The 21,783-nt window shown below is 52.4% G+C and carries 15 protein-coding genes and 1 pseudogene; 12 read left to right on the forward strand and 4 right to left on the reverse strand.

The genetic code is table 11. The features are described from left to right. The first annotated feature begins 3 nt into the window (after positions 1–3). From BSZ31_RS05935 to BSZ31_RS05955, 5 genes are all read left to right on the forward strand, one after another. Positions 4–2,775 (forward strand): filamentous hemagglutinin N-terminal domain-containing protein, encoded by a 2,772-nt coding sequence (locus BSZ31_RS05935; protein ID WP_105027977.1) that lies wholly within the window; start codon positions 4–6, stop codon positions 2,773–2,775. After that, entirely contained in the window at positions 2,772–8,282 is a 5,511-nt protein-coding gene (locus tag BSZ31_RS05940; protein WP_105027978.1) for a hypothetical protein, read from the forward strand. Before BSZ31_RS05935 ends, BSZ31_RS05940 begins: the two co-directional genes overlap by 4 nt. Positions 8,283–8,375: 93 nt before the next feature. Next, positions 8,376–8,783 (forward strand): heme-binding protein, encoded by a 408-nt coding sequence (locus tag BSZ31_RS05945; protein WP_105027979.1) that lies wholly within the window; start codon positions 8,376–8,378, stop codon positions 8,781–8,783. Between the two features lie 107 nt (positions 8,784–8,890). After that, positions 8,891–9,238 carry a hypothetical protein gene (locus BSZ31_RS05950; protein ID WP_105027980.1) on the forward strand — a complete coding sequence of 116 codons (348 nt, stop codon included), beginning with the start codon at positions 8,891–8,893 and terminating at the stop codon, positions 9,236–9,238. Beyond that, a complete protein-coding gene (locus BSZ31_RS05955; RefSeq protein WP_105027981.1) occupies positions 9,231–9,749 on the forward strand; it encodes an NlpC/P60 family protein in 519 nt (172 codons plus the stop codon). Before BSZ31_RS05950 ends, BSZ31_RS05955 begins: the two co-directional genes overlap by 8 nt. A 60-nt stretch (positions 9,750–9,809) precedes the next feature. On the opposite strand, the gene htpX is transcribed toward BSZ31_RS05955, so the two are convergent. Together htpX and BSZ31_RS05965 are read right to left on the reverse strand one after the other, a co-directional pair. Next, complete coding sequence (gene htpX / locus BSZ31_RS05960; RefSeq protein ID WP_105027982.1) at positions 9,810–10,688, reverse strand: protease HtpX; 879 nt, start codon at positions 10,686–10,688, stop codon at positions 9,810–9,812. Next, positions 10,685–11,029, reverse strand: coding sequence for an HPF/RaiA family ribosome-associated protein (locus BSZ31_RS05965; RefSeq protein ID WP_105027983.1), 345 nt, complete (start codon positions 11,027–11,029; stop codon positions 10,685–10,687). Before BSZ31_RS05965 ends, htpX begins: the two co-directional genes overlap by 4 nt. Positions 11,030–11,136: 107 nt before the next feature. On the opposite strand from BSZ31_RS05965, the gene BSZ31_RS05970 reads away from it, so the two are divergent. Together BSZ31_RS05970 and BSZ31_RS05975 are read left to right on the forward strand one after the other, a co-directional pair. Next, positions 11,137–12,048 carry a LysR family transcriptional regulator gene (locus BSZ31_RS05970; protein WP_105027984.1) on the forward strand — a complete coding sequence of 304 codons (912 nt, stop codon included), beginning with the start codon at positions 11,137–11,139 and terminating at the stop codon, positions 12,046–12,048. 65 nt (positions 12,049–12,113) lie between these two features. Continuing rightward, the gene (locus BSZ31_RS05975; RefSeq protein ID WP_105027985.1) at positions 12,114–12,986 is read left to right on the forward strand and encodes an AEC family transporter; all 873 of its coding nucleotides are present in this window, start codon (positions 12,114–12,116) and stop codon (positions 12,984–12,986) included. Here the strand turns inward: BSZ31_RS05975 and BSZ31_RS05980 are convergent. Both BSZ31_RS05980 and msrA read right to left on the reverse strand, forming a co-directional pair. Then, positions 12,918–14,873, reverse strand: a complete 1,956-nt coding sequence (locus BSZ31_RS05980) for a hypothetical protein (RefSeq protein WP_105027986.1) — start codon at positions 14,871–14,873, stop codon at positions 12,918–12,920. The genes BSZ31_RS05975 and BSZ31_RS05980 overlap by 69 nt on opposite strands. 79 nt (positions 14,874–14,952) lie before the next feature. Continuing rightward, positions 14,953–15,561, reverse strand: a complete 609-nt coding sequence (msrA, locus tag BSZ31_RS05985; RefSeq protein WP_105027987.1) for a peptide-methionine (S)-S-oxide reductase MsrA — start codon at positions 15,559–15,561, stop codon at positions 14,953–14,955. A 116-nt stretch (positions 15,562–15,677) separates the two neighbouring features. On the opposite strand from msrA, the pseudogene BSZ31_RS05990 reads away from it, so the two are divergent. The 5 genes and pseudogenes from BSZ31_RS05990 to pstS all read left to right on the forward strand — a co-directional run bounded on the left by BSZ31_RS05990 (position 15,678) and on the right by pstS (position 21,685). After that, positions 15,678–17,659, forward strand: a pseudogene (locus tag BSZ31_RS05990) (U32 family peptidase). A 133-nt stretch (positions 17,660–17,792) separates the two neighbouring features. Beyond that, positions 17,793–18,743 carry a phosphate ABC transporter permease PstC gene (pstC, locus tag BSZ31_RS05995; RefSeq protein ID WP_105027988.1) on the forward strand — a complete coding sequence of 317 codons (951 nt, stop codon included), beginning with the start codon at positions 17,793–17,795 and terminating at the stop codon, positions 18,741–18,743. Positions 18,744–18,746: 3 nt separating this feature from the next. Then, a complete protein-coding gene (gene pstA / locus BSZ31_RS06000; protein WP_255411418.1) occupies positions 18,747–19,664 on the forward strand; it encodes a phosphate ABC transporter permease PstA in 918 nt (305 codons plus the stop codon). Positions 19,665–19,686: 22 nt separating this feature from the next. Next, on the forward strand, positions 19,687–20,463 hold the full coding sequence (gene pstB / locus BSZ31_RS06005; protein ID WP_105027989.1) for a phosphate ABC transporter ATP-binding protein PstB: 777 nt from the start codon (positions 19,687–19,689) through the stop codon (positions 20,461–20,463). A gap of 190 nt (positions 20,464–20,653) precedes the next feature. After that, positions 20,654–21,685, forward strand: coding sequence for a phosphate ABC transporter substrate-binding protein PstS (gene pstS, locus BSZ31_RS06010; protein WP_105029772.1), 1,032 nt, complete (start codon positions 20,654–20,656; stop codon positions 21,683–21,685). Positions 21,686–21,783 lie beyond the last annotated feature (98 nt).

Raw genomic sequence — 21,783 nt, forward strand, 5'->3', positions numbered from 1 at the left:
TTTATGACTTCCGCAACTTGCAAGCTGAATTCGTCTTTCCCACTCAAGCCACTGGCAGCTGCCGTGTTGCTGGTGTTCAGTGCCAATGTGCAGACTGCGCCGATTCTTGATGGTGTCTTGGGCAATAACCTTGATCTGGACGTGTCATTGCCCGGCACCACTGTGATCACTCAGACAGTCAATCAACGTGATGTGATCAGGTGGCAGGAGTTTTCCATCGGCAGCGGCGAAACCGTTCGATTTGTTCAGCCCAGTGCCGATTCTGTCATTTTGAATCGGGTTGTCGGGGGTAATTCATCTGAAATTTTCGGCAGCCTGGTGGCCAATGGTCGAATTTTCCTGATCAACCCAAGTGGTATTGTGTTTGGTGCAGGTTCTCAGGTGAATGTGGGTAGTCTTGTAGCGTCTACATTGAATCTCAAGGGCAATGGTAACGGCAATGGCCAAATGCCCGGTCAAACAATTGAGTTTGAAACAGGTGCAAATGCCGGAGGCATTCTCAATGCTGGCAGCATCACTGCCAAAGACATCGTATTCCTGGCGCCTTCCATTACAAACTCGGGAAATCTGACAGCAGGATTGCAACCACAACACCAGGCTGGGTCTGGCGTGTCGGTGAATCTTATTGCAGCCAAGGAGGTCACCGTAAATACCTCGGGCAGTGACCTGGTTGTTCAGGCAGTTGAAGGTCACAACAACGCCTTGATTCAACAGCTTGGCCAGGTGTTGGCCGAGGGCGGACGGATTATTTTGTTGGCCAATGCATCGAACAACGGCGATCCCAGTGTAATCAACACGGCTGGTGTAAACCGGGCTTCACGAATTTCAATTGAAGGTGATTTGATCCAATTAACAGGTAGCCTCAACGTGGGTAACCCACAGGGTACCGTAGACGTGATTGCGGGTGAAGTTGGCCAGATGCGCAACGGCCAAAGTGCTGCTTTGCTATCTGACGGTGGCTTGAACATCAACTCAAGAGGTGGTTTGAGTTTAAACAACGCTGGCAATGACTTCACTGGCTCGGTCGATTTGACAGCGACAGGGTCAGTTGCTGTTCATGATTCCAACAATCTGCAAGTTTCGGTCGATTCAGGCGGTGAAGCCACACTCAGTGCTCAGAACCTTGCTATCAACAGCCTTGCTTCTGATGGCCTCACAGTCAATGCCAGTGGCAGGATCGAGCAGACTGGCCCGGTGCAGGTGAATGGAGGCACCATATTGAATGCGAATGAAATCAACCTGGGGAACCCGGCAAACCAGTTTGATGGCAATGTATTGATTAACAGCACTGCGGGTACTACTTTACACACCAATGGTGAGTTGAACATTTCAGGTTCTGCCGCGCAACTGAATTTGACAGCAGCCGAAATTACGCAGAGCGCTGCGCTGTCCGTTGCTGGTTTATCCACCCTGAATGCCAATCAGGTCAATCTGCTTCAGTCCGACAATGATTTCGCAGGCAATGTCGAGCTTGCGGTGACTGGTGCAGCCACTTTAATTGACATGAATGATCTGGCTGTGTCGGGGTCTGCGGGTGCAGCCACTTTGTCAGCAGTCAATCAAGTGCAGCTAAACGAACTGACAGTTGAAAGTTTGAATGTTACTGCGGCCAGCATTGCACAGAACGGAACACTGACTGTGCAGCAAGGCACAAGCTTGAATGCAAGCGTGGTTCAGTTGGCGGATATATCCAATGATTTCGGCGGCAATGTCGAGCTTGGCAATGTGGGTACCGCCGAGCTTGCTGACGAGAGCGAGTTGTCTTTGTCAGGGCAGGTCAACAACCTGACTGCAACCGCCCGCAATACCACGCAGTCGGCGCAGGCAGTGCCGTTGACAGTTAACAACACGGCAACTTTCAATGGCGAGAATGTTGAATTAATTCAGCTTGGCAACATATTTCGCGGCCAGGTCGTTCTCAATCTGGATGGTCAGGTTCAATTGGGCAGCGCCGAGGGTGTTGCAGTCTCAGGTCGGGCTGCAAGCGCAGTTTTCAACGTGGATTCGATTCGTCAAGGCACCACTGAAGCCGATGCGCTGAATGTGCTTGGGCAAACGCGCATCAACAACAGCAATTCTGTTCAGCTAAACAACGCGGCAAACCGTTTCGGTTCAAGTGTGGTGCTGCACAATGCAGGCGCAGTAAATTTGAATGGCAACGATACTCTGACTGTTCAGGGTTCTGCCGATGATGTCACTTTGACCACCGGTTTCAATGGGCAGATTGTTGTAAACGGCTTGAATGCAAACAGCCTGAGTGCAACAGCAATACGAATTGATCAAACCGATTTTTTGAATGTGACAGGCACCAGCGCACTGAGTGCACAACATATTGATTTGACTGAGTCAGGCAATAATCAATTCGGCTCTACTGTCACACTTGCTTCCAGTGAAAGCGCAGCAATAAAAGCCAACGGTACATTGACTGTGGCAGGCAATGTTGTCAGCGGTAGTGTTGAAGCCGATTCCTTGGTGTTCAACGGTTTGACCGCAAGCAATGGCCTTGCAATGAGCGCAGACAGCATCACGCAAAGCATGGATGTTGATCGTGCCCTGCAGGTGCAAGGTGAAACCCGGATCAACAACTCGGGTGCCGTTGCGTTGAACAATGCAATGAACGATTTCAATGGCGATGTGGTTTTGAATACCCAAGGTTCTGTGCGTTTGCGTGACAGCAATACCTTGACGATTGAGGGGCAGGCCGGTTCGCTTGACCTGACAGCGCTATCCATCGCACAAAGTGACTCACTTGTTGTGGGGACACCGCTGCCTTGAATGCCGCCGCAGTCAGCCTGAATAACCCTGCGAATGATTTTCAGGGGCAGGTTAACTTGCTTGGCAATGCACGTGTCAGTTTGCACGACGAAAACACACTGAACGTGGCAGGCAATGCACAGGAACTTGAGTTGAATGCAACCACTGTTGAAATCAGTAACGCGCTGACAGTGAATGAAAGCTTGACCTTGACTTCAGATGTTGTGACACAGGCTTCCTCGGGTGCGGCGGCCTTGATGGTTGGAGGTGATGCGCGCATTGAGCACCGCAACAACAGCAGCAATACCTTGGTACGGTTGAACAACGCCAACAACGATTTTGTTGGCCCGGTTACTTTAAGCAACCAAGTCAATGTTGAATTGGCTGATCGAAACACACTGACTGTTCAAGGCCAGGCAGGTCGTTTGTCCGTCAATGCAACAGAAGTGAATCAGCTTGGCGATCTGACTGTTGAAAACCAAGCCACATTGAATGCAAACACCATTTCCTTCATGAACGCTGCCAACAACTTCGCAGGCCCCGTGGTGCTGAATTCTGCTGGCAGTGTGAACCTGCGCGACCAGCAAGTAATTGAGTTGCAAGGTTCAGCAGGCAGCTTGAATGTGCAGGCAGGCACAGCAATTAATCAGTCGGGCGCATTGAATGTAAATGGCAACAGCAACCTGGCTGCACCTACAATCAACTTGACCAACGCGGCGAACAGTTTTGGCGGTGGCGTTACTGTTAATGCCACACAGCAGGCAACAGTGAATGCCAGTGGAGACCTCTCGGTAGGCGGCAATGCAGCAGCATTGACCGTGACCGCACAAAATGAACTGGACTTGAGCAATTCAATGCTGGGTAGCTTGAATGCGGCCGCACAGCAAATTGGTCAATCTGCCACTGTATCAGTGACAGGTCCAACAGTCCTGGTTGCACAAGGTGCAACGTTATTGGATGAGGGCAACGATTTCAACGGCACTGTCACTCTGAATGTGGCGGGCCAAGCCAGCATCGCCGACACAAACAACCTGTTGATTCAAGGCACCGCGCAAACCCTGACCACATCAGTTGTTGGTACGTTGACCGCCGGAGAACTTAGCATTGCCAATGGCACCTTGATTGCTGGTGAGATCAATGTGAACCAACTTGAAGTTGCGAACAGTGCAGAACTGCAAGCTGGCAAGGTTACCCAAACGCAGGCCAGCCAAACTGGAGGAAGCTTGACACTTCGCGCAAACGAGGTTGATCTTGCCCAGGCTGGTAACGACTTCAGTGGTCAAATTATTCTGCAAAATGTTGGCACTGCAACCATCAGCGACACCAATGATCTCGCCTTGAGTGGGCGTGTGAATGCATTGATTGTCAACGCCCAGCGAATCACGCAGCAGCAAAGCCAGCCAGGTGCCTTGAATGTTCAGGGCAGGGCTGACTTGCGTGCAGCAAATATTGATCTTCAAAATGCCGCCAACAACTTCGGGGGTGTTGTAGATTTGCAGGTCAGCGACACGGCACAATTGCGCGATGTCAATAATCTGGTTTTGCAGGGTGATGTGGGTACCTTGAATGTGAGGGCTTCACAGCTGGCACAGGCCGAGTCACTGACTGTTCGAAACAATGCGACCATTGATGCAGCCGCAGTTGATTTGAATCATCAAGCCAATGATTTTCAGGGACGCTTGAGTCTGAATGTTGCAGGCGATGCTCAAGTGGCTGATACCAACAGCCTGCGTGTGGCGGGTAATGTCAACACAGCAACCATGAATGCAAGTACGTTGATCGTGGATGGTTTGGCTGCACAGGGCAACGTAACTTTCAATGCCGCATCCACCGGGCAAAGTGGTGTACTTTCGGTGGCAGGCGCCAGTACTTTCAATGGAGACTCGATCGCGCTGGACAACCAAGCGAACAGCTTCAGTGATGTGGTGCATTTGAATTTGACTGGTGCAGCATCCATCACCGCCAGCGGTGGGCTGAACGTATCAGGCACCGCCACTTCAGTGAATGCAAGTGCGAATTCGCTTTCTGTGTCCAGCCTTGCTTCAGAAAACATCGTGTTGCAGGCAGATCAACTTGAATTGAACAACTTCAGCGCCACGGGTAATTTGACCTTGAATGGTGGCAATGTAATTCAGCAAGGTGCTTTGCAGGTGGGGGGTACAACCACCCTGGGGGCTAGCAATGTGACTTTGCAGGATGAAGCCAACAATTTTGTTGGCAATGTGGTGCTGAATTCTGCTGGCAGTGTGAACCTGCGCGACCAGCAAGTAATTGAGTTGCAAGGTTCAGCAGGCAGCTTGAACGTGCAGGCAGGCACAGCAATTAATCAGTCGGGCGCATTGAATGTGAATGGCAATAGCAACCTGGCTGCACCTACAATCAACCTGATTAATACAGCGAACAGTTTTGGCGGCGGCGTTACTGTTAACGCCACACAGCAGGCAACAGTGAATGCCAGTGGAGACCTTTTGCTGGGGGGCAATGCAGCAGCATTGACCGTGACCGCACAGAATGAACTGGACTTGAGCAATTCAGTGTTGGGTAGCTTGAATGCGACCGCACAACACATTACACAGACCGGTGAGTTGTTGGTGACTGGTGCTACTGGGTTGACTGCACAGGCAGTCGATTTAAGGAACGAACACAACAACTTCAGCGGCCCGGTAACACTTGATGTGGCGGTGCAGACGGATATCTCAGACAACAATGATTTGCTGCTTCAAGGTCAATCGCAAATTTTGAATACATCCGTTGTTAGTACGTTGACAGCAGGAGAACTTAGCATTGCCAATGGCACCTTGATTGCTGGTGAGATCAATGTGAACCAACTTGAAGTTGCGAACAGTGCAGAACTTCAGGCTGGCAAGGTTACCCAAACGCAGGCCAGCCAAACTGGAGGAAGCTTGACACTTCGCGCAAACGAGGTTGATCTTGCCCAGTCTGGCAACGACTTTAGTGGTCAAATTATTCTGCAAAATGTTGGCACTGCAACCATCAGCGACACCAATGATCTCGCCTTGAGTGGACGTGTGAATGCATTGATTGTCAACGCCCAGCGAATCACGCAGCAGCAAAGCCAGCCAGGTGCCTTGAATGTTCAGGGCAGGGCTGACTTGCGTGCAGCAAATATTGATCTTCAGAATGCCGCCAACAACTTCGGGGATGTTGTAGATTTGCAGGTCAGCGACACGGCACAATTGCGCGATGTCAATAATCTGGTTTTGCAGGGTGATGTGGGTACCTTGAATGTGAGGGCTTCACAGCTGGCACAGGCCGGTTCACTGACTGTTCGAAACAATGCGACCATTGAAGCAGCTGCAGTTGATTTGAATCATCAAGCCAATGACTTCCAAGGCAATGTGGCATTGAATGTTTCGGGCACAACAGTTGTTGCTGATGCGAATGTGCTGAATGTGTCGGGTCAATTGAATGGCGCAGCGGAGTTGCGTGCACAGTCGATTGAACAAGACGGTACCCTGACCGCCAATTCCAGTGTCTTGCTGCAAGCCAATCATGTTGATCTGGGTAACCAAGGCAACAGCTTCAACAGTCTGCTTCGTGTGGAAGATGCAAGCCAGGCAACTTTGAGCAGTGCCGGTACCTTGCGGGTACAAGGTGCAAATTTGGGTACTTTGAATCTGCAAGCACAAGAGGTCAGTTTGGGTGAGCTTGGTGAGTTGCAGCAGCTGGATATAGCGGCTGCTGAAGTTCGCCAAACAGCAGCTTTGAATGTGAAGGGTGATACAAACCTGCGCAGTGACCGGGTAGATCTGAACAATTCAGAGAACGATTTTATCGGGAAAATTACGGTTCAAAATCCGGATTCCGCCAACGCAAGCGTGTCGATTACAGACAAAAATGATTTGTCCATGCAGGCTGAAAACCTCGCCCTGGCCGCACGCGTGTTAGGCAACTTTGAATTACAAGCCAACAATGTGGAGCTTGGTAGCACGCAAGTGGATGGTGCAAGCCAGATCGAATTGACTGGTGCATTAACCCAAAGCAGGTCGGTCATGTTGAATGATGCAAGCTTGACAGCAGCCCAAATCAGTTTGACCAATTCCGGCAACCGGTTCAATGGCAACACGCAAGTACAGTCAGGTGGTTCGGTTGCACTGGGAACCAGCGGCAACTTGAATGTCAATACCACCTCATCGACTGGTACTTTGGCCCTGAATGTAGGGGGTAATGCGGAAGTCAGCGGCATGCAGGTGCAGTTCGCGGATTCCCAGTTCGATGGTGATCTTGTTGTGTCTGCCAATCAGATTTCCCAGGTAGGGCGTTTGCAGGTTGGGGGCGATGCCAGGCTTGAATCAATCGGTGGCGAAATTGATTTGCAGCATGCAGACAACCGCTTTCGGGGCTCGGTCAGTGCCAGTGCGGAGCAAACCCGTTTGTCGACCTTGGGCGACATGCAGTTGTTGAACCTGAACAGTCGGGGCGGGCAGTTGACCGCCGATGGCCGCATGCTTCTGCTGGGCACAATTGAGCAAACGGGTGGTGCTTTGACCTTCACTGCGAAAGGCGTGTCGCGACCATTGTCTTCTGCCGACATTGCTCTGGTCTTGCCACCTTCGCTGGATGTATTCTCCAGCAAAGAAGCGGTGAATCCATTCACAGGACTCGGTCGAATTACTGTGGCCAGCCCGATGATTCATCAACGTTCAGGGCAATTGCTCACCACTGCTGGTGCCACAACCCAGTTCAATTCACCTGAAAACGGTTCAATTGTCCTGACGCAGAATAACCAGATCAATGGTCAGGTCGGCGTACTGGCCGGGCGAAGCCACAATCAATCTTTCTCTTATGTGGCAGATCGTGGCGCGAGTCTGTTTGCAGTTAACAACGACGTGCGGTTGAATATTGGAGGGCAGGGTGCCGAAGCAGACTTGATTGCTGTTCGAGCGCGTGGCCTGGCCACACAGGGCAGTGATGCGGTGATCCGTGCTCGGATGCCTTACAACGACCTTGCTGTGGGTACAGCGCGCTCTTACGCAGGCCTGACACTTTCGATACCCTTGGGGGGAGTGAATGGGCAACCGGGTGGTTTGGCCACATTTGGCGAATCGTCTGGTTCAGGTCAGTCGGCAGGTGCCGGTGCCATCCGGGTTGAAGTTGGTGACATCAATCGTCCGGGCTTGGGTGGTTTCCTCACAGTACTACCCTTTGAGGGAAGTAATCTGTTGCCTGGGCAAGTGGTTTACCTGGCGGGCCCGGAGCGCAAGGGCACTCAAGCGTTTTTCTACGATGGGGCACGCAGTCTTGATCGCATTCCCGTGGTTTACAACGGCACCTTGCTGTTGTCACCACAAGAAGCTGCCGCCTTGACGACTGCCCAAGGCGCTGTGGTATTGGCTCGCCAGGAGCAAACCCGTTCCGTGGTTCGCACTGAAAACGTGGCTGGCAAAATTATCAATGGTGTGGTGGCGGAAGTGGGCCCGGGCAGGCCTGCAACCGAGGGCGAGGGTGGTGCAACAAAGCCGGCCACTTGTGATGCAGAAGACTCAGGCCTAAGCTGCGCACCCTGATAATTTCGCATTAGGGACTTCCTGTGTAGCCACCACAGGGAGTCTGCCGCATACTTCGCTTTGACATTTTTAATTCAAAACCGGAGTTAGTTCATGAAAACCAAAGCCGTCTTGTCTGTAGATGACGTACAAGCCATTTTGACTGCCGCCCGTGCGGAAGCCGAAGCCAATAACTGGGGCGTAACCATTGCTGTGGCCGACGATGGTGGTCATTTGTTGGGCATGCTGCGTTTGGACGGCGCACCCCCCATGAGCGCACACATTGGCCCTTCCAAGGCCAAGTCTGCTGCCATGGCCCGCAAAGACACCAAAATTCTGGAAGACGTCATCAACAACGGCCGTACTGCCTTTGTAACCGCTCCCTACGTAGACGGGCTGCTGGAAGGCGGCGTAACCATTGTGGTCGATGGCCAGGTGGTGGGCGCTGTGGGTGTTTCTGGCGTGAAATCGGATCAAGACGCCCAAGTGGCGCGTGCCGGTATTGCAGCACTGAAGCTTTAATAGTTGCCATTCATGCAGTACAGAAAACCCCGGGCATTTGCCTCGGGGTTTTTTTATGCCGGTGCGCTCGTCTAAAATGGGCAGGTACTTACCGACACTGGAGCGCTATGAGCTATCAACCTAATCCGGTTCCCAATCAGGAAGAGTCCAACCGCACCATTGTTTTGGTGGCCTATGTGTTGGGTGCTGTGGGTATATTCACGGCGTTTATTCCAATCCTGATTGCTCTCATTATTTGTTATGTGAAGCGTGGCGAATCAGCGGGCACTATTTATTACAGCCATTACGACTGGCTTATTTCAACCTTCTGGATTGGCATGTTCTGGTTTGTGGTGGCCATGATCACCATGGTGTTTGGCGTGGGCTTTATTGTTTACGGCATTTTAAGTTTGTGGTTGCTTTACCGCTTCGTGAAGGGTTTGCTCCGGTTTAGTGAAAGGAAGGCGGTTGTTTAATCAAGCTGTTGCTGTGTTTGGCCGGTTTGCTGGCGTGTGCCTGCTGCTGTTGTTGCAGGCCTGTGCAGGTTTGCAAGAAGGTGGTTCGGACGCCTTGGTACTTGAAGATGGCACCGTATTTACCGGCTTCGAAACCGAAAAACCTGAGGTTCAAAAAGCGTTGCTGGCCCAGTTTCGCGAGTGGCGCGGCACACCTTACAAATTGGGCGGCAATTCAAAAGCGGGCATTGATTGTTCGGCCTTTGTGCAACAAACTTTGAATACCCATTTCAACATTACAGCGCCGCGCAGCACCACCCAACAAGTCAATATGGGTGTAGATGTAGGCCGCGATGCCATGCAGGTAGGCGACCTTGTATTTTTCCGAACAGGGTACACCACCAAGCACGTGGGCTTTTACTTGGGCGATGGAAAATTTTTGCACGCCTCTACCAAGGTGGGTGTCACCATCAGCCGGCTTGATGATTTGTATTGGCGTAAAACATTCTGGAAGGTACGCAGGGTGATGTGAAACACCTGCCAACAAAAACCCGCCAAACTTCGGCGGGTTTTTTATCAACGCACAGCGGGTTTATCGCTGCTGGGCCAGTGCTTCAATGCGCTGCTCAATGGGTGGGTGGCTGCTGAACAAGGCCATTACACCACCTTTGCCTGAAATACCGGATGCAGCCATGTTCGAGGGCAGTTCACCAGCCTGCATGCCGCCCAAACGCTTCAGGGCAGAGATCATGGGCTGCTTGTTGCCCATTAACCAGGCTGCGCCCGAGTCGGCACGGAATTCACGCTGACGCGAGAAGTACATCACGATGATGGAGGCCAAGATACCCAGCGTAATTTCCATCACGATCACGGTGATGAAGTAACCCATGCCCTGGCCACTGGATTCGGAATCGTCTTTGCGCAAAAACTGATCCACCAGAAAGCCCACCACGCGGGCCAGGAAAAACACAAAGGTGTTCACCACGCCTTGAATCAGCGTCAGTGTAACCATGTCGCCGTTGGCAATGTGGGCCACTTCGTGCGCCAACACGGCTTCGGCCTCTTCGCGGCTCATGCTTTGCAGCAAACCCGTGCTAACCGCGACCAGTGAGTTGCTTTTGCTGGGGCCGGTGGCAAATGCGTTGGGTGCGCCTTCGTAAATGGCCACTTCCGGCATGGGAATGCCGGCTTTGTCTGCAAAGCGCTGAACCGTGCTGACCAGCCATTGCTCGGTGGCGTTGCGTGGTGTTTCAATGACCTGCGCGCCGGTGCTCCACTTGGCTACTTTTTTGCTGATCAACAGGCTGATGAATGAACCACCAAAGCCCAATACAGCACTGAATGCCAGCAGCATGGTCAGGTTAAGCTGACCCCCGGCCATGAACTGGTTCAAGCCCAGCACATGCACGGTAATGCCCAGTACCACCATAATGGCGACGTTGGTGGCTAAAAATAAAACAATGCGTTTCATGATGCGTGTTGTCCTTTCAACAATTGCAAGGGGGTCACCTGGTGAAGGGTGTGTTTCAGTTGGCGGCGAACAGCACGTGCTGCTGATTCAACCGCCTGGTCAATTGCGCTGAGCCAATGCGGCCCGGCGCTGTCTACGATCAAGGGCGCTTGCCCGTCGATTCGAATTTCAATCACACAGTTGCGCTGGTCGGCCTGTTTTGCGGAGTGCCTGTCCAGTTTCACGGTGATGTTTTTAATCTGGGTCGAAAGTCGATTGATGGCCGAGCGCACACGGCGTAGTACGTACCTGCGCAGGGTTTCATCGATCTCGGGATGCCGAGCCACAATTTCAGTTTTCATGGTTGCGTCCTCCTTTCGGGGAAATAGACAGTTGAAGTGTACGCTGGTTCAATGTAAGAATAAATGGAACAATTGCTTAGTAAATATTCGAATAAATCGAAGGGTTAATGAAACTTACCGACCTGAACTTCCACCACTTGCGCTATTTCTGGATGGTGGCCAACACCGGAAGCCTGACAGCGGCGGCCGAACGGCTTGGGCTGCGCGCACAAACGCTTTCAAGCCAAATTACCCAGTTGGAGCAAACTTTGGGGCGGGCTTTGTTTCAGCCAGTGGGGCGAGGTTTGGGGCTGACCGAGGCGGGGCGAATTGCTTTGCGCTATGCCGACCAAATTTTTCAGCTGGGCGAGCAAATGGCCGAAAGCCTGGGCGACGAGCAACTGGATTACACACTGCGTTTGTCGGTGGGCATTGCCGATGCCTTGCCCAAAACAGTGTCGTTTCACATGATTGAGCCCATTCTGGGCATGCAGCGCCCTGTGCGGCTGGTGTGCCACGAAGGTCGGTTCGAGGCCCTGTGTTCGGAGCTTGTGCAACACAGCGTAGATGTGGTGTTGGCTGAGCGCCCCGGCGGGCAGGGCACTGCACACTTGCAGGTGGCCAAGTTGCTGACTTACCCGGTGCGAATTTTTGCAAGCCCGGATTTGAAACTGAAGTACGAGGCGAACTTTCCACAAAGCTTGCAACACGCGCCTTTCCTGATGCCATCGCGCAACAACGTGTTGCGGCTGAAGCTGGAGCACTGGCTGGAAAGTGTGGGCGTGGAGGTGACGGTGGTAGGGGAGTTCGACGACCTCGCCTTGCTGGAAACGTTTGGCCGGGCTGGCTTGGGATTGTTTGCCGTACCTGCCATGCTGATTGAAGACGTGGTGCGCGACCACACTGTGCTACACATGGGCGATGCGCAAGGTGTGGTTGAAGATTTTTTTGCATTCACCCACCCGCGCAACTTGAACCACCCTGCGTTGAAACTGCTATTTAACGTCAACCCCAATACAAACCCGAATCGCCCCGATTAAACGCTTGCAGTACACTTCGACCTTCCCTGTCACTTCCCAGTCATTTCCCTGTACGGCGGCCTTCTATGTTTTTGCGCATTGTTGCGGTTATTTTTCCGGTGTTTGCGGTGGTGGCCCTTGGGTATTGGTATGGGCGGGTGAAAAACCCCGACATGAAATTTGCCAACCAGCTGAACATGGAAATTTTTGTGCCGGCGCTGGTGTTCTCGGCCTTGGCCAGCAAGTCGTTTGAAATTGAATCGTATTGGTTGCTGGCTGTGGGTGGTGCCATTGTGGTGTTGGGTTCAGGTTTGTTGGCATGGCCTGTGGGCCGTTTGTTGGGAATTGATAGCCGAATTTTTGTGCCTCCCATGATGTTCAACAACTCCGGCAACATGGGCTTGCCACTGGCCATTCTGGCATTTGGTGAGGAGGCCTTGCCCGCTGCGGTGATGCTGTTTTTGGTGGGCAATACGCTGCATTACTCGTTGGGCACCTGGATGATGAGCCCCAATGCGCGCATTTTGATGTTGTGGAAAGAGCCCGTGATTGCCGCGTCCATTGCAGGTTTGCTGGTCAGTGTGCTGAAAATTGAAGTGTGGGCGCCCCTGTATTTTGCAATCGACATGGTGGGTGATGTGTCCATTCCACTGCTGCTGTTTTCATTGGGGGTTCGCCTAACGCAAGCCGATTTTTCGGATGTAAAGCTGGGCGTAATTGGCGGTGTACTGTGCCCACTCACAGGGCTGATTTTCGCGGCCCTGTGTGTGTGGTTGCTGCCTTTAAGCCCCGAGCACACCGCCATGTTGATTGTGTTCGGTGCCTTGCCACCAGCAGTGCTCAGTTTTGTGTTTGCCGAGAAATACGGCCTTCAGCCTCAACGGGTGGCGTCACTGGTGATGATGGGGAACCTGATGAGCCTCATCTTCGTGCCGATGGCCCTGTATTGGGTACTGTGAACCATTGCCCGGGCTGGGCATGCTCACCCACACCCGTTCACTTCTCGGCAGGCGCAAGGTGGCATTGGCCAGCAGGTCCGGGTATTGGGCCAGGTCAATGACCAGCCTTTCCTTTCGTGGGTCGTTGTAAACATGGCCCAGCGTGGGCCCGGTGCGCATGCCCAAGGCGGTGAACTCGGGTGTTTTCATCCACAGGCCCAGTGGCAACAATTCCATGGTGTTGTAAATTTCGCCAATTTTTTCAGCTGGCAGGGTGCCCACATGCACTTGCAGGTAAGGCCCCAGCGGCGAACGCAGTACGGTTTTAATGGCTCGCAGTTCGGTGCTTAATTGCAGTGGGGGCAGTGCGCTGCCCAAGGCAATGCGAATGGTGTTGTCTTGCAGCTTGACTGCGGTCTCGTCAATTTTGATAAAGCTGCTGAGTTTTAACCCGGCGTAATCAATCAGCGGCAGCATGGACAGGCCAAACATGCGCACTTCGGCGGGTGTGAATTCCAGGTGCTGTTTGTCGCTTGAAATAAGCAACGGGCCGCTGAGTTTGCCAGGCAACCAGAACAGTGAAATGCCAAAAATTTCAGGTTTCACTTGCAGCGAAAGCTGCAAGTGAGGCTCGCCAATGGTGGTGTTGACTTGTCGAATTGGGCTGCCCTCGAAGTTGAACAATGCTTTGTTCATCAGGGTATTCATGGCGGCTTCGCTCAGCGAAATCTCGCCCACATGTACGGTTTGTTTGGCAGTCGGCAGTTGACCAAGGTCGGTGGATTGAGTGCTGGCCAACAGTTTTTCAACACGCAGTTCAATCCCCTCGCGGGACAGCAGCGTGGCATGGTGCACAGCCAAGGTCACTGACTCTAGCCCGGAATTCAAACCTTCAAGTTGGGCAATCGCAGCCTCTCCAGTGTTGAGCAAGGCCGTTTCAGCGGGGTTGAGCAGCCCTTCCTGGGCGCTGATCCACAGGGCACCGTCGGTGCGAAGCTGCACGGTGCTGGTGCTGATTAAACTGTTCAAATCGTGCAGTGCAATGGGCAAGCTGCCATTGCTGATGCCTGTGACCAAGGTGGGCTGGCCAGCCAGCACCATGCCTGCAGCACGTAATTCACCGCCCTGGGTGTACACAAAATTAGCGGGACAATCGGCTTTGCAATAAAAGGGGGGTGCCGGGTTGGCCTGGCCTAACAACACGGTGACTTCCCCTTGCCCCAATTGCACGGCATTCAGTTCGAAAGAAAGTTTGGGGGCGGGTAGCACTTGATCAAGCCGAAGCACCATGGCCTGACCTTGCAAAGCCACGGCCTTTGATTTCATGTCGATCAGCGATTGCAACTGAATATTGGTGGCCAACAAGGCTTTGTACAGGGGTACGCCTGCCACCTTCAAGGTGCGCGGGGTCAGGGTAATTTCCCGTGCATTGGCCACGGCGGGGGTGCCTTCCATGGTGAATGGAATCCACAACCCCAGCCTTTTAATATCGCCGGTAATCAGCATGCCGTCGGTTTGCGTGGTCACCTGCCTGATTCGCAAGGGCGCCTCGCTGGCTTGCAGTTCTGCCTGCACAAGTGCCTGCAATACGCTGTCGGCAATTCGAAGGTGCGCATGGTCCACGTTCACTTCATAGGCCGCCAGGTTTTCGAGCGAAACAGGGGTGTTGGGCTGTGCGGCGGCAAGCGTGCCGTGCAAGCTTTGAATATCGAATCGAATGTTGTTGGCCAAGGCCAGCCGGCTGTTGCGCACCTGTACCAAGGCCTGTTCGCTGGGCTGCCAGGTGTTTGGAAGCGAAATGCGCCAGTCCTGAACCTTTTCCAGTGTGTCGGCCCACGCGTTGGGGGCCATGTACAGGGTGAATGCAGCAAATGCGAGGGTCGCCAACAGGCGTGCTTGACGCTTCATCACAGTCGGTTAGAGTGAATTTGGGGTGGAGTGTAGCCGGATGTGGCTGTTTTTACTGGAATTGTAGTTCTAGGTGTTGTTATTTGGGTTTGTAGCCCCACACCTCGTTCAAGCGGTTTTCGCGGCCACAGGTGGTTTTGTAATACTGATAGCGCAAGGGGTTTTTGCGATAAAAGTCTTGGTGATATTCCTCGGCCACATAAAAGGTTTGGGCGGCTTCAACCGTGGTGTAAATGGTTTTGAATTTGCCGGTATCCAGCAATTGTTCCTTGCTTTGTTTGGCCTCGCGGTGCTGTTGTTCGTTCAGGTAAAAAATAGCTGATCGGTATTGTTCGCCCACATCGCAGAATTGCCGGTTTTCAACGGTGGGGTCAATATTGGTCCAAAAGGCTTTCAACAGGGTGCTGTAGCTGATTTGCCGGGGGTCGTATTGCACCCGCACCACTTCAACATGGCCGGTGTTGCCTTGGCTGACCTGCTCGTAGGTGGGGGAGGCAGTGCGCCCGCCGGTATAGCCGGAATCAACTGATTTCACGCCCCTGATTTTTTCGAATGCTTCCTCCATGCACCAAAAGCAGCCGCCTGCGAATATGGCCTGTTCAAGTTGCTTGGCGTGCGCCAGGGGCAAAAAGCCTGAAAGCCCCAACAACAAAGTTGCAGTGTTACGCGACCAAACCACCCAAGCCATGCAAGTACTCCTTGTGCAACATTCAAACTGATTGTGATGCCAACCACGGTTTTGCTTTCAATCAGACCCGCTTTTTGAAATAATGTTCACCCCTTGCCAGAAATATCAGTGAAATCATGAGTTTGTTGCCACACGAGTTGGAATTGCTAGCCCCCGCACGCGACGTTGAAATTGGTCGCCAGGCTATTTTGCACGGCGCAGACGCGGTTTACCTGGGTGGGCCAGTGTTCGGCGCGCGGGCCAATGCGGCCAACTCGGTGGCTGATATTGCAAAGCTGGTGGAGTTTGCCCACCGCTACCACGCACGTATTTTCACCACCATCAACACCATTCTTCACGATGCAGAGCTTGAAGAAGCCCGCAAACTGGTGTGGCAGTTGTACGACGCAGGTGTGGATGCGCTGATTATTCAGGACATGGGTTTGCTCGAGATGGATTTGCCCCCCATTCAACTGCATGCCAGCACGCAGTGCGACATTCGCACGGTGGAAAAAGCAAAGTTTTTGGCTGACAGCGGATTTTCGCAATTGGTATTGGCGCGCGAGTTGACCGTTGAAGAAATTACCGCCGTGCATGCGGCGGTGGGCAATTCCGCCACCATCGAATATTTCATTCACGGCGCCTTGTGCGTGGCTTTTTCGGGGCAGTGTTACATTAGCCATGCTGAAACTGGCCGCAGTGCCAACCGTGGGGATTGTTCGCAGGCCTGCCGCCTGCCCTACACGCTGACCGATCAAAGCGGTGCTGTGGTGGCCTTTGACAAACATTTGTTGTCGATGAAAGACAACAACCAAAGTGGCAACCTGGAGCATTTGATTGATGCGGGTGTGCGTTCTTTCAAAATTGAAGGGCGCTACAAAGACATGGCCTATGTGAAAAACATTACGGCCCACTACCGAATTTTGCTGGACGAGATCATGGAGCAGCGCGGCGAGTTTACCCGCGCGTCCAGTGGCACCACCCGCCACTATTTCAGGCCCGACCCCGACCGCAACTTTCACCGTGGCTCAACCGATTACTTTGCCAGCGGCCGGAAAATTGACATTGGCGCCTTCGATTCACCCAAGTTCATTGGCCAGCCGATTGGCCACGTGGTGGCTGTGGGCGACAAAAGCATCGATATACAAACCAGCGACGAACTGAACAACGGCGATGGCTTGAACTTCATGCGAAAGCGTGAGGTGGTGGGTTTGCATGTGAACCGGGCCGAGAAGTTGAACAACAAAGGTGATGGCCAAGTGGTGTACAGGGTGTTTCCCAAAGACCCGGTGAATAGTTATGGCGGACTGAAGGCCGGTTTGCCCATGCACCGCAACCGCGACCACGCTTGGGACATGGCGCTGACCAAGGAAAGCGCCGAGCGGCGAATTGGTGTGTGGTTGACCCTGACAGAGTGGATGGAAGGCGATTTGTTGAAGGGCTTGCAGTTGAGCCTCACCGACGAAGATGGAATTACCACCACGCGCGAGTTGACATGAATTTGGAGTTGGCCAAGCAGCCTGAGACTGCTGTGGACAGCATTAAAACCCACCTGGGCAAGTTAGGCAGCACCGATTACTCCGCTTTGGGCCTGAACGTGCATTTAAGCCAGCCCTGGTTTGTGCCCGCCAGTACCTTGAATGGCATGCGCCGCGAGGCGATTGACGCCTTGAATGCCGCGCGAATTGCGGCTTGGCAACGCCCGTCGCGCAAGGAGCCGGTGCAGCCTTACGTGGAATACCCGGAAAAGTCACTGAGCTTCCTGGCCAATGTTTACAACGACAAAGCCCGTGAATTTTACAAAAAACATGGTGTGCAGATGATTGCTGCTGCTTATGAGGCGCATGAGGAGGCTGGTGAAGTTCCTGTCATGATCACCAAGCATTGTCTGCGATTTTCGTTTAATTTGTGCCCAAAACAGGCCAAAGGTGTAAAAGGTGTTCAGGGCCAGGTGAAAGCGGAGCCCATGGTGTTGGTCAATGGCGATCAAAAGTACACCCTGAAATTCGATTGCAAACCCTGTGAAATGCACATCATGGGTAAAATGCGCAAGGATATTTTCAATAGCCCACCCCCGTCGGTGGTGCCAATTACGTTCATGAAACGCAAGCCTGTTTGAATTAAAACAACGTTTCCGACCCGTGATATTCGATTTCACGGGTACGTCAAATTTTTGTCATTTATTTGTCATAATGCGCGGGTAACCTTGTCAGTCTGCGCGAAACCTTCTGCTGGATTAAACACTTACCAACATGTCTGATACCTCGACGATCAAGGCCCCGACCAAGCGGGGCGACGCCATATTCGCCGTGTTAACCAGTGGGGCGTCCATTTTCACGCTGCTGATGCTGGGTGGCATCATTGCATCGCTGGTTGTGGCTTCATGGCCCACCATCACTGCTTTTGGTTTCGATTTCCTGTTCACCGCCAACTGGGATCCCCCCATTGACGAGTACGGCGCTTTGGTGCCGATTTACGGCACCTTGGTGACTTCGTTCATCGCCCTGATCATCGCTGTGCCTATCAGTTTTGGTATTGCACTGTTTCTGACTGAACTGTCTCCACCCTGGTTGCGCCGCCCATTGGGTACGGCGATTGAATTGTTGGCCGCTGTTCCTTCTATCGTGTATGGCATGTGGGGTCTGCTGGTATTTGCTCCAATTTTTGCGAAGTACGTGCAGGTGCCTTTGAACGCCACCATTGGCCAGGTGCCGGTGATTGGCGCATTGTTCTCTGGCCCGCCCATTGGTATCGGCTTGCTGACCGCTGGTGTCGTGCTTGCCATCATGATCATTCCTTATATTGCGGCCGTGATGCGCGATGTGTTTGAAGTGACCCCGGTGATGTTGAAAGAGGCCGGCTACGGCATGGGTTGTACCACCTGGGAAGTGGTGTGGAAAATTGTATTGCCCCACACGAAAGTGGGTGTGATTGGCGGCATCATGCTGGGCCTTGGACGCGCTCTGGGTGAAACCATGGCCGTCACGTTTGTGATTGGTAACACCAACTACCTGAACGATATTTCGCTGTTCTCGCCGGGCAACAGCATTACGTCAGCGCTGGCGAACGAGTTTGCCGAAGCGGACGCAGGCTTGCACACATCGGCCTTGATGGAGTTGGGCTTGGTGTTGTTCTTGATCACGTTTATTGTGTTGGTCGCTTCGAAGTTGCTGTTGGCCAAGCTGTCGAGCAACGGGAGATAAAACATGAGCAGCATTTACACCGACCCGACATCAGTGCCCAAGGACAACGTAGTGACCACAGTGGCCACTGACGAGAAGATGCGCCTCAAGATGCAGTCCAAGCGCAAGCTGGTGAATACCGTTGCCTTGACTTTGTCGCTGGCTGCGATGGCCTTTGGACTGTTTTGGTTGATCTGGATTTTGTACACCACGGTGACCTTGGGTGTGAGCGGATTGTCGGCCCAATTGTTTACTGAAATGACTCCTCCGCCCAATGCAGAAGGCGGTGGCTTGGCCAACGCCATTACTGGAACTTTGCTGATGGTGGGTTTTGCCACACTGTTTGCTACCCCGTTGGGTATTCTGGCGGGTGTTCATTTGGCTGAATCCAGAAAAGACAACAAACTGGCGATCTCCGTGCGCTTTTTTAATGACATTTTGTTGTCTGCGCCGTCCATTGTGATTGGTTTGTTTGTGTATGCCGTAATGGTGCGACCCATGGGGAATTTTTCAGCTTGGGCGGGTGTGGTTGCCTTGGGTTTGATTCAAATTCCGATTGTGATTCGAACCACCGAGAACATGTTGCGCCTGGTGCCTGATGCTCTGCGTGAAGCCGCCTTCGCCTTGGGCACGCCCAAATGGAAGATGGTAATGGCCATTACCGTGAAGGCCAGCTATGCAGGCATTTTGACGGGCGTTTTGTTGGGTGTGGCGCGTATTGCCGGTGAAACTGCACCGTTGTTGTTTACAGCACTGTCTAACCAGTTCTGGAACACCGACATGATGAAGCCCATGGCGAACCTGCCCGTGATTATTTTCAACTTCGCGCTCAGTCCATTCACGAACTGGCAGGAACTGGCATGGGCTGGCGTTTTCCTGATTACCGCGGGTGTGTTGGTGTTGAACATCATTGCGCGCTCGCTACTAAAGAACTCGAAATAACTGACCTTTGAAGGCCAAGAATATGTCCACGATTGACGTTGAAGAAAAGATCAAACTTGAGGTGAAGAACCTGAATTTTTATTACGGTTCGTTTCATGCGCTGAAGTCGGTTAATTTGAGCATTCCTGAAAAGAAGGTGACCGCGTTTATCGGACCTTCCGGTTGTGGCAAGTCGACTTTGCTGCGTGTGTTCAACAAGATGTATGCCTTGTACCCGGAGCAGCGTGCTGAAGGGCAGATCTTGATGGACGGCGAAGATTTGCTAACCAGCAAGAAAGACATCGCCTTGATCCGCTCGAAGATTGGCATGGTTTTCCAAAAGCCCACGCCTTTCCCGATGTCGATTTACGAAAACATCGCATTTGGTGTGCGCCTGTTTGAGAAATTGTCCAAGGGTGAGATGGAAGAGCGCGTGGAATGGGCGCTGACCAAGGCTGCCCTGTGGAAGGAAGTCAAAGACAAATTGCACCAAAGCGGCAACGGTTTGTCGGGTGGCCAGCAGCAGCGTTTGTGCATCGCCCGTGGCATTGCGATCAAGCCTGAAATTTTGCTGTTGGATGAACCCTGTTCAGCACTGGACCCCATTTCAACTGCCAGCATTGAAGAGTTGATCACCGAGCTGAAGGAAGACTACACCGTGGTGATTGTGACTCACAACATGCAACAGGCTGCCCGCGTTTCTGATTACACAGCTTACATGTACCTGGGCGAGCTGATCGAATTTGGCGTGACCGACCAAATTTTCCTGAAACCCAAGAAGCAAGAAACCGAAAATTACATTACAGGTCGCTTCGGTTGATGAACTTTCCAGTCTTTGGTTGATGTTCGGCTGTCAGTAAGTATTTGAATTGATTTATGAAAAACCACACATGGGTTAGCCAAGTGTGGTTTTTTGACATTTATGTTAATGCCTTATATTTGTCATGATTCTGAAATATTTGTAGGGCACTATGACCGTACTTTAATAAGTGAGGTGAAAAATGTTCAACATCAAAACAATCGCTACAGCGATTTCCGCAGGTGCCTTGGCCCTGAGCATGACTTCTGTGAACGCCGCTGAAATTACTGGTGCTGGCGCTTCATTCCCCGCTCCGATTTACTCCAAGTGGGCCGATGCCTACAACAAGGAAACCGGTAACAAAGTGAATTACCAGTCCATCGGTTCCGGTGGTGGTATCAAGCAGATTTCCGCAAAAACTGTCGATTTCGGTGCCTCCGACATGCCTTTGAAACCCGAAGAACTGAAAGAAAAGGGTTTGATGCAGTTCCCAACCGTGATCGGTGGTGTTGTACCCGTGGTGAACCTGCAGGGCGTGGCCCCAGGCCAGATGAAATTGTCCGCTGAAGTGCTGGCCAATATTTACCTGAACAAGATTACCAAGTGGAATGACAAGGCAATTGTTGACCTGAACCCAGGTGTGAAGCTGCCAGACATGGACATCAGCGTGATTCGTCGTGCCGATGGTTCAGGTACAACCTTCATTTTCACCAACTACCTGAGCAAGGTAAGCGCTGACTGGAAGAGCACTGTTGGCGAAGGTACAGCGGTAAAGTGGCCTGTTGGCTTGGGTGGTAAGGGTAACGAAGGCGTGTCTGCTTTCGTACAGCGCGTACCAGGCTCTATCGGTTATGTTGAGTATGCGTACGCCAAGCAGAACAAATTGACACACACTCAGTTGAACAATGCTGAAGGCGTGTATGTACAGCCTTCTGAAGAGTCATTCAAAGCTGCTGCGGCAGGTGCTTCATGGTCTAACAGCTTCTACGAAATTCTGACTCAGCAGCCTGGCAAAGCCGCATGGCCCATCACTGGCGCAACTTTCATCCTGTTCCACACCGAACAGGCTGACGCTGCCAAGGCCTCTGAAGTGTTGAAGTTCTTCAACTGGGCCTACGCCAAAGGCGACAAGCTGAGCTCTGACCTGGACTATGTTCCACTGCCAGACGAAACAGTGAAGAAGATTGAAGCCGCCTGGAAGACAGTCAAAGCAACTGACGGCAAGACAATCGTGATGAAGTAAATATCAAGTTGGCTTGATTGGAAAAGGGGTCCTTCGGGACCCTTTTTCTTTTTGAATGTCAGAAAAGTTGGGATTGAGCGGGGGTAGTTTGAAGGTTA

Origin of the sequence: Limnobacter sp. SAORIC-690 (genome assembly GCF_002954425.1) — a bacterium.
GTDB lineage: Bacteria > Pseudomonadota > Gammaproteobacteria > Burkholderiales > Burkholderiaceae_B > Limnobacter > Limnobacter profundi.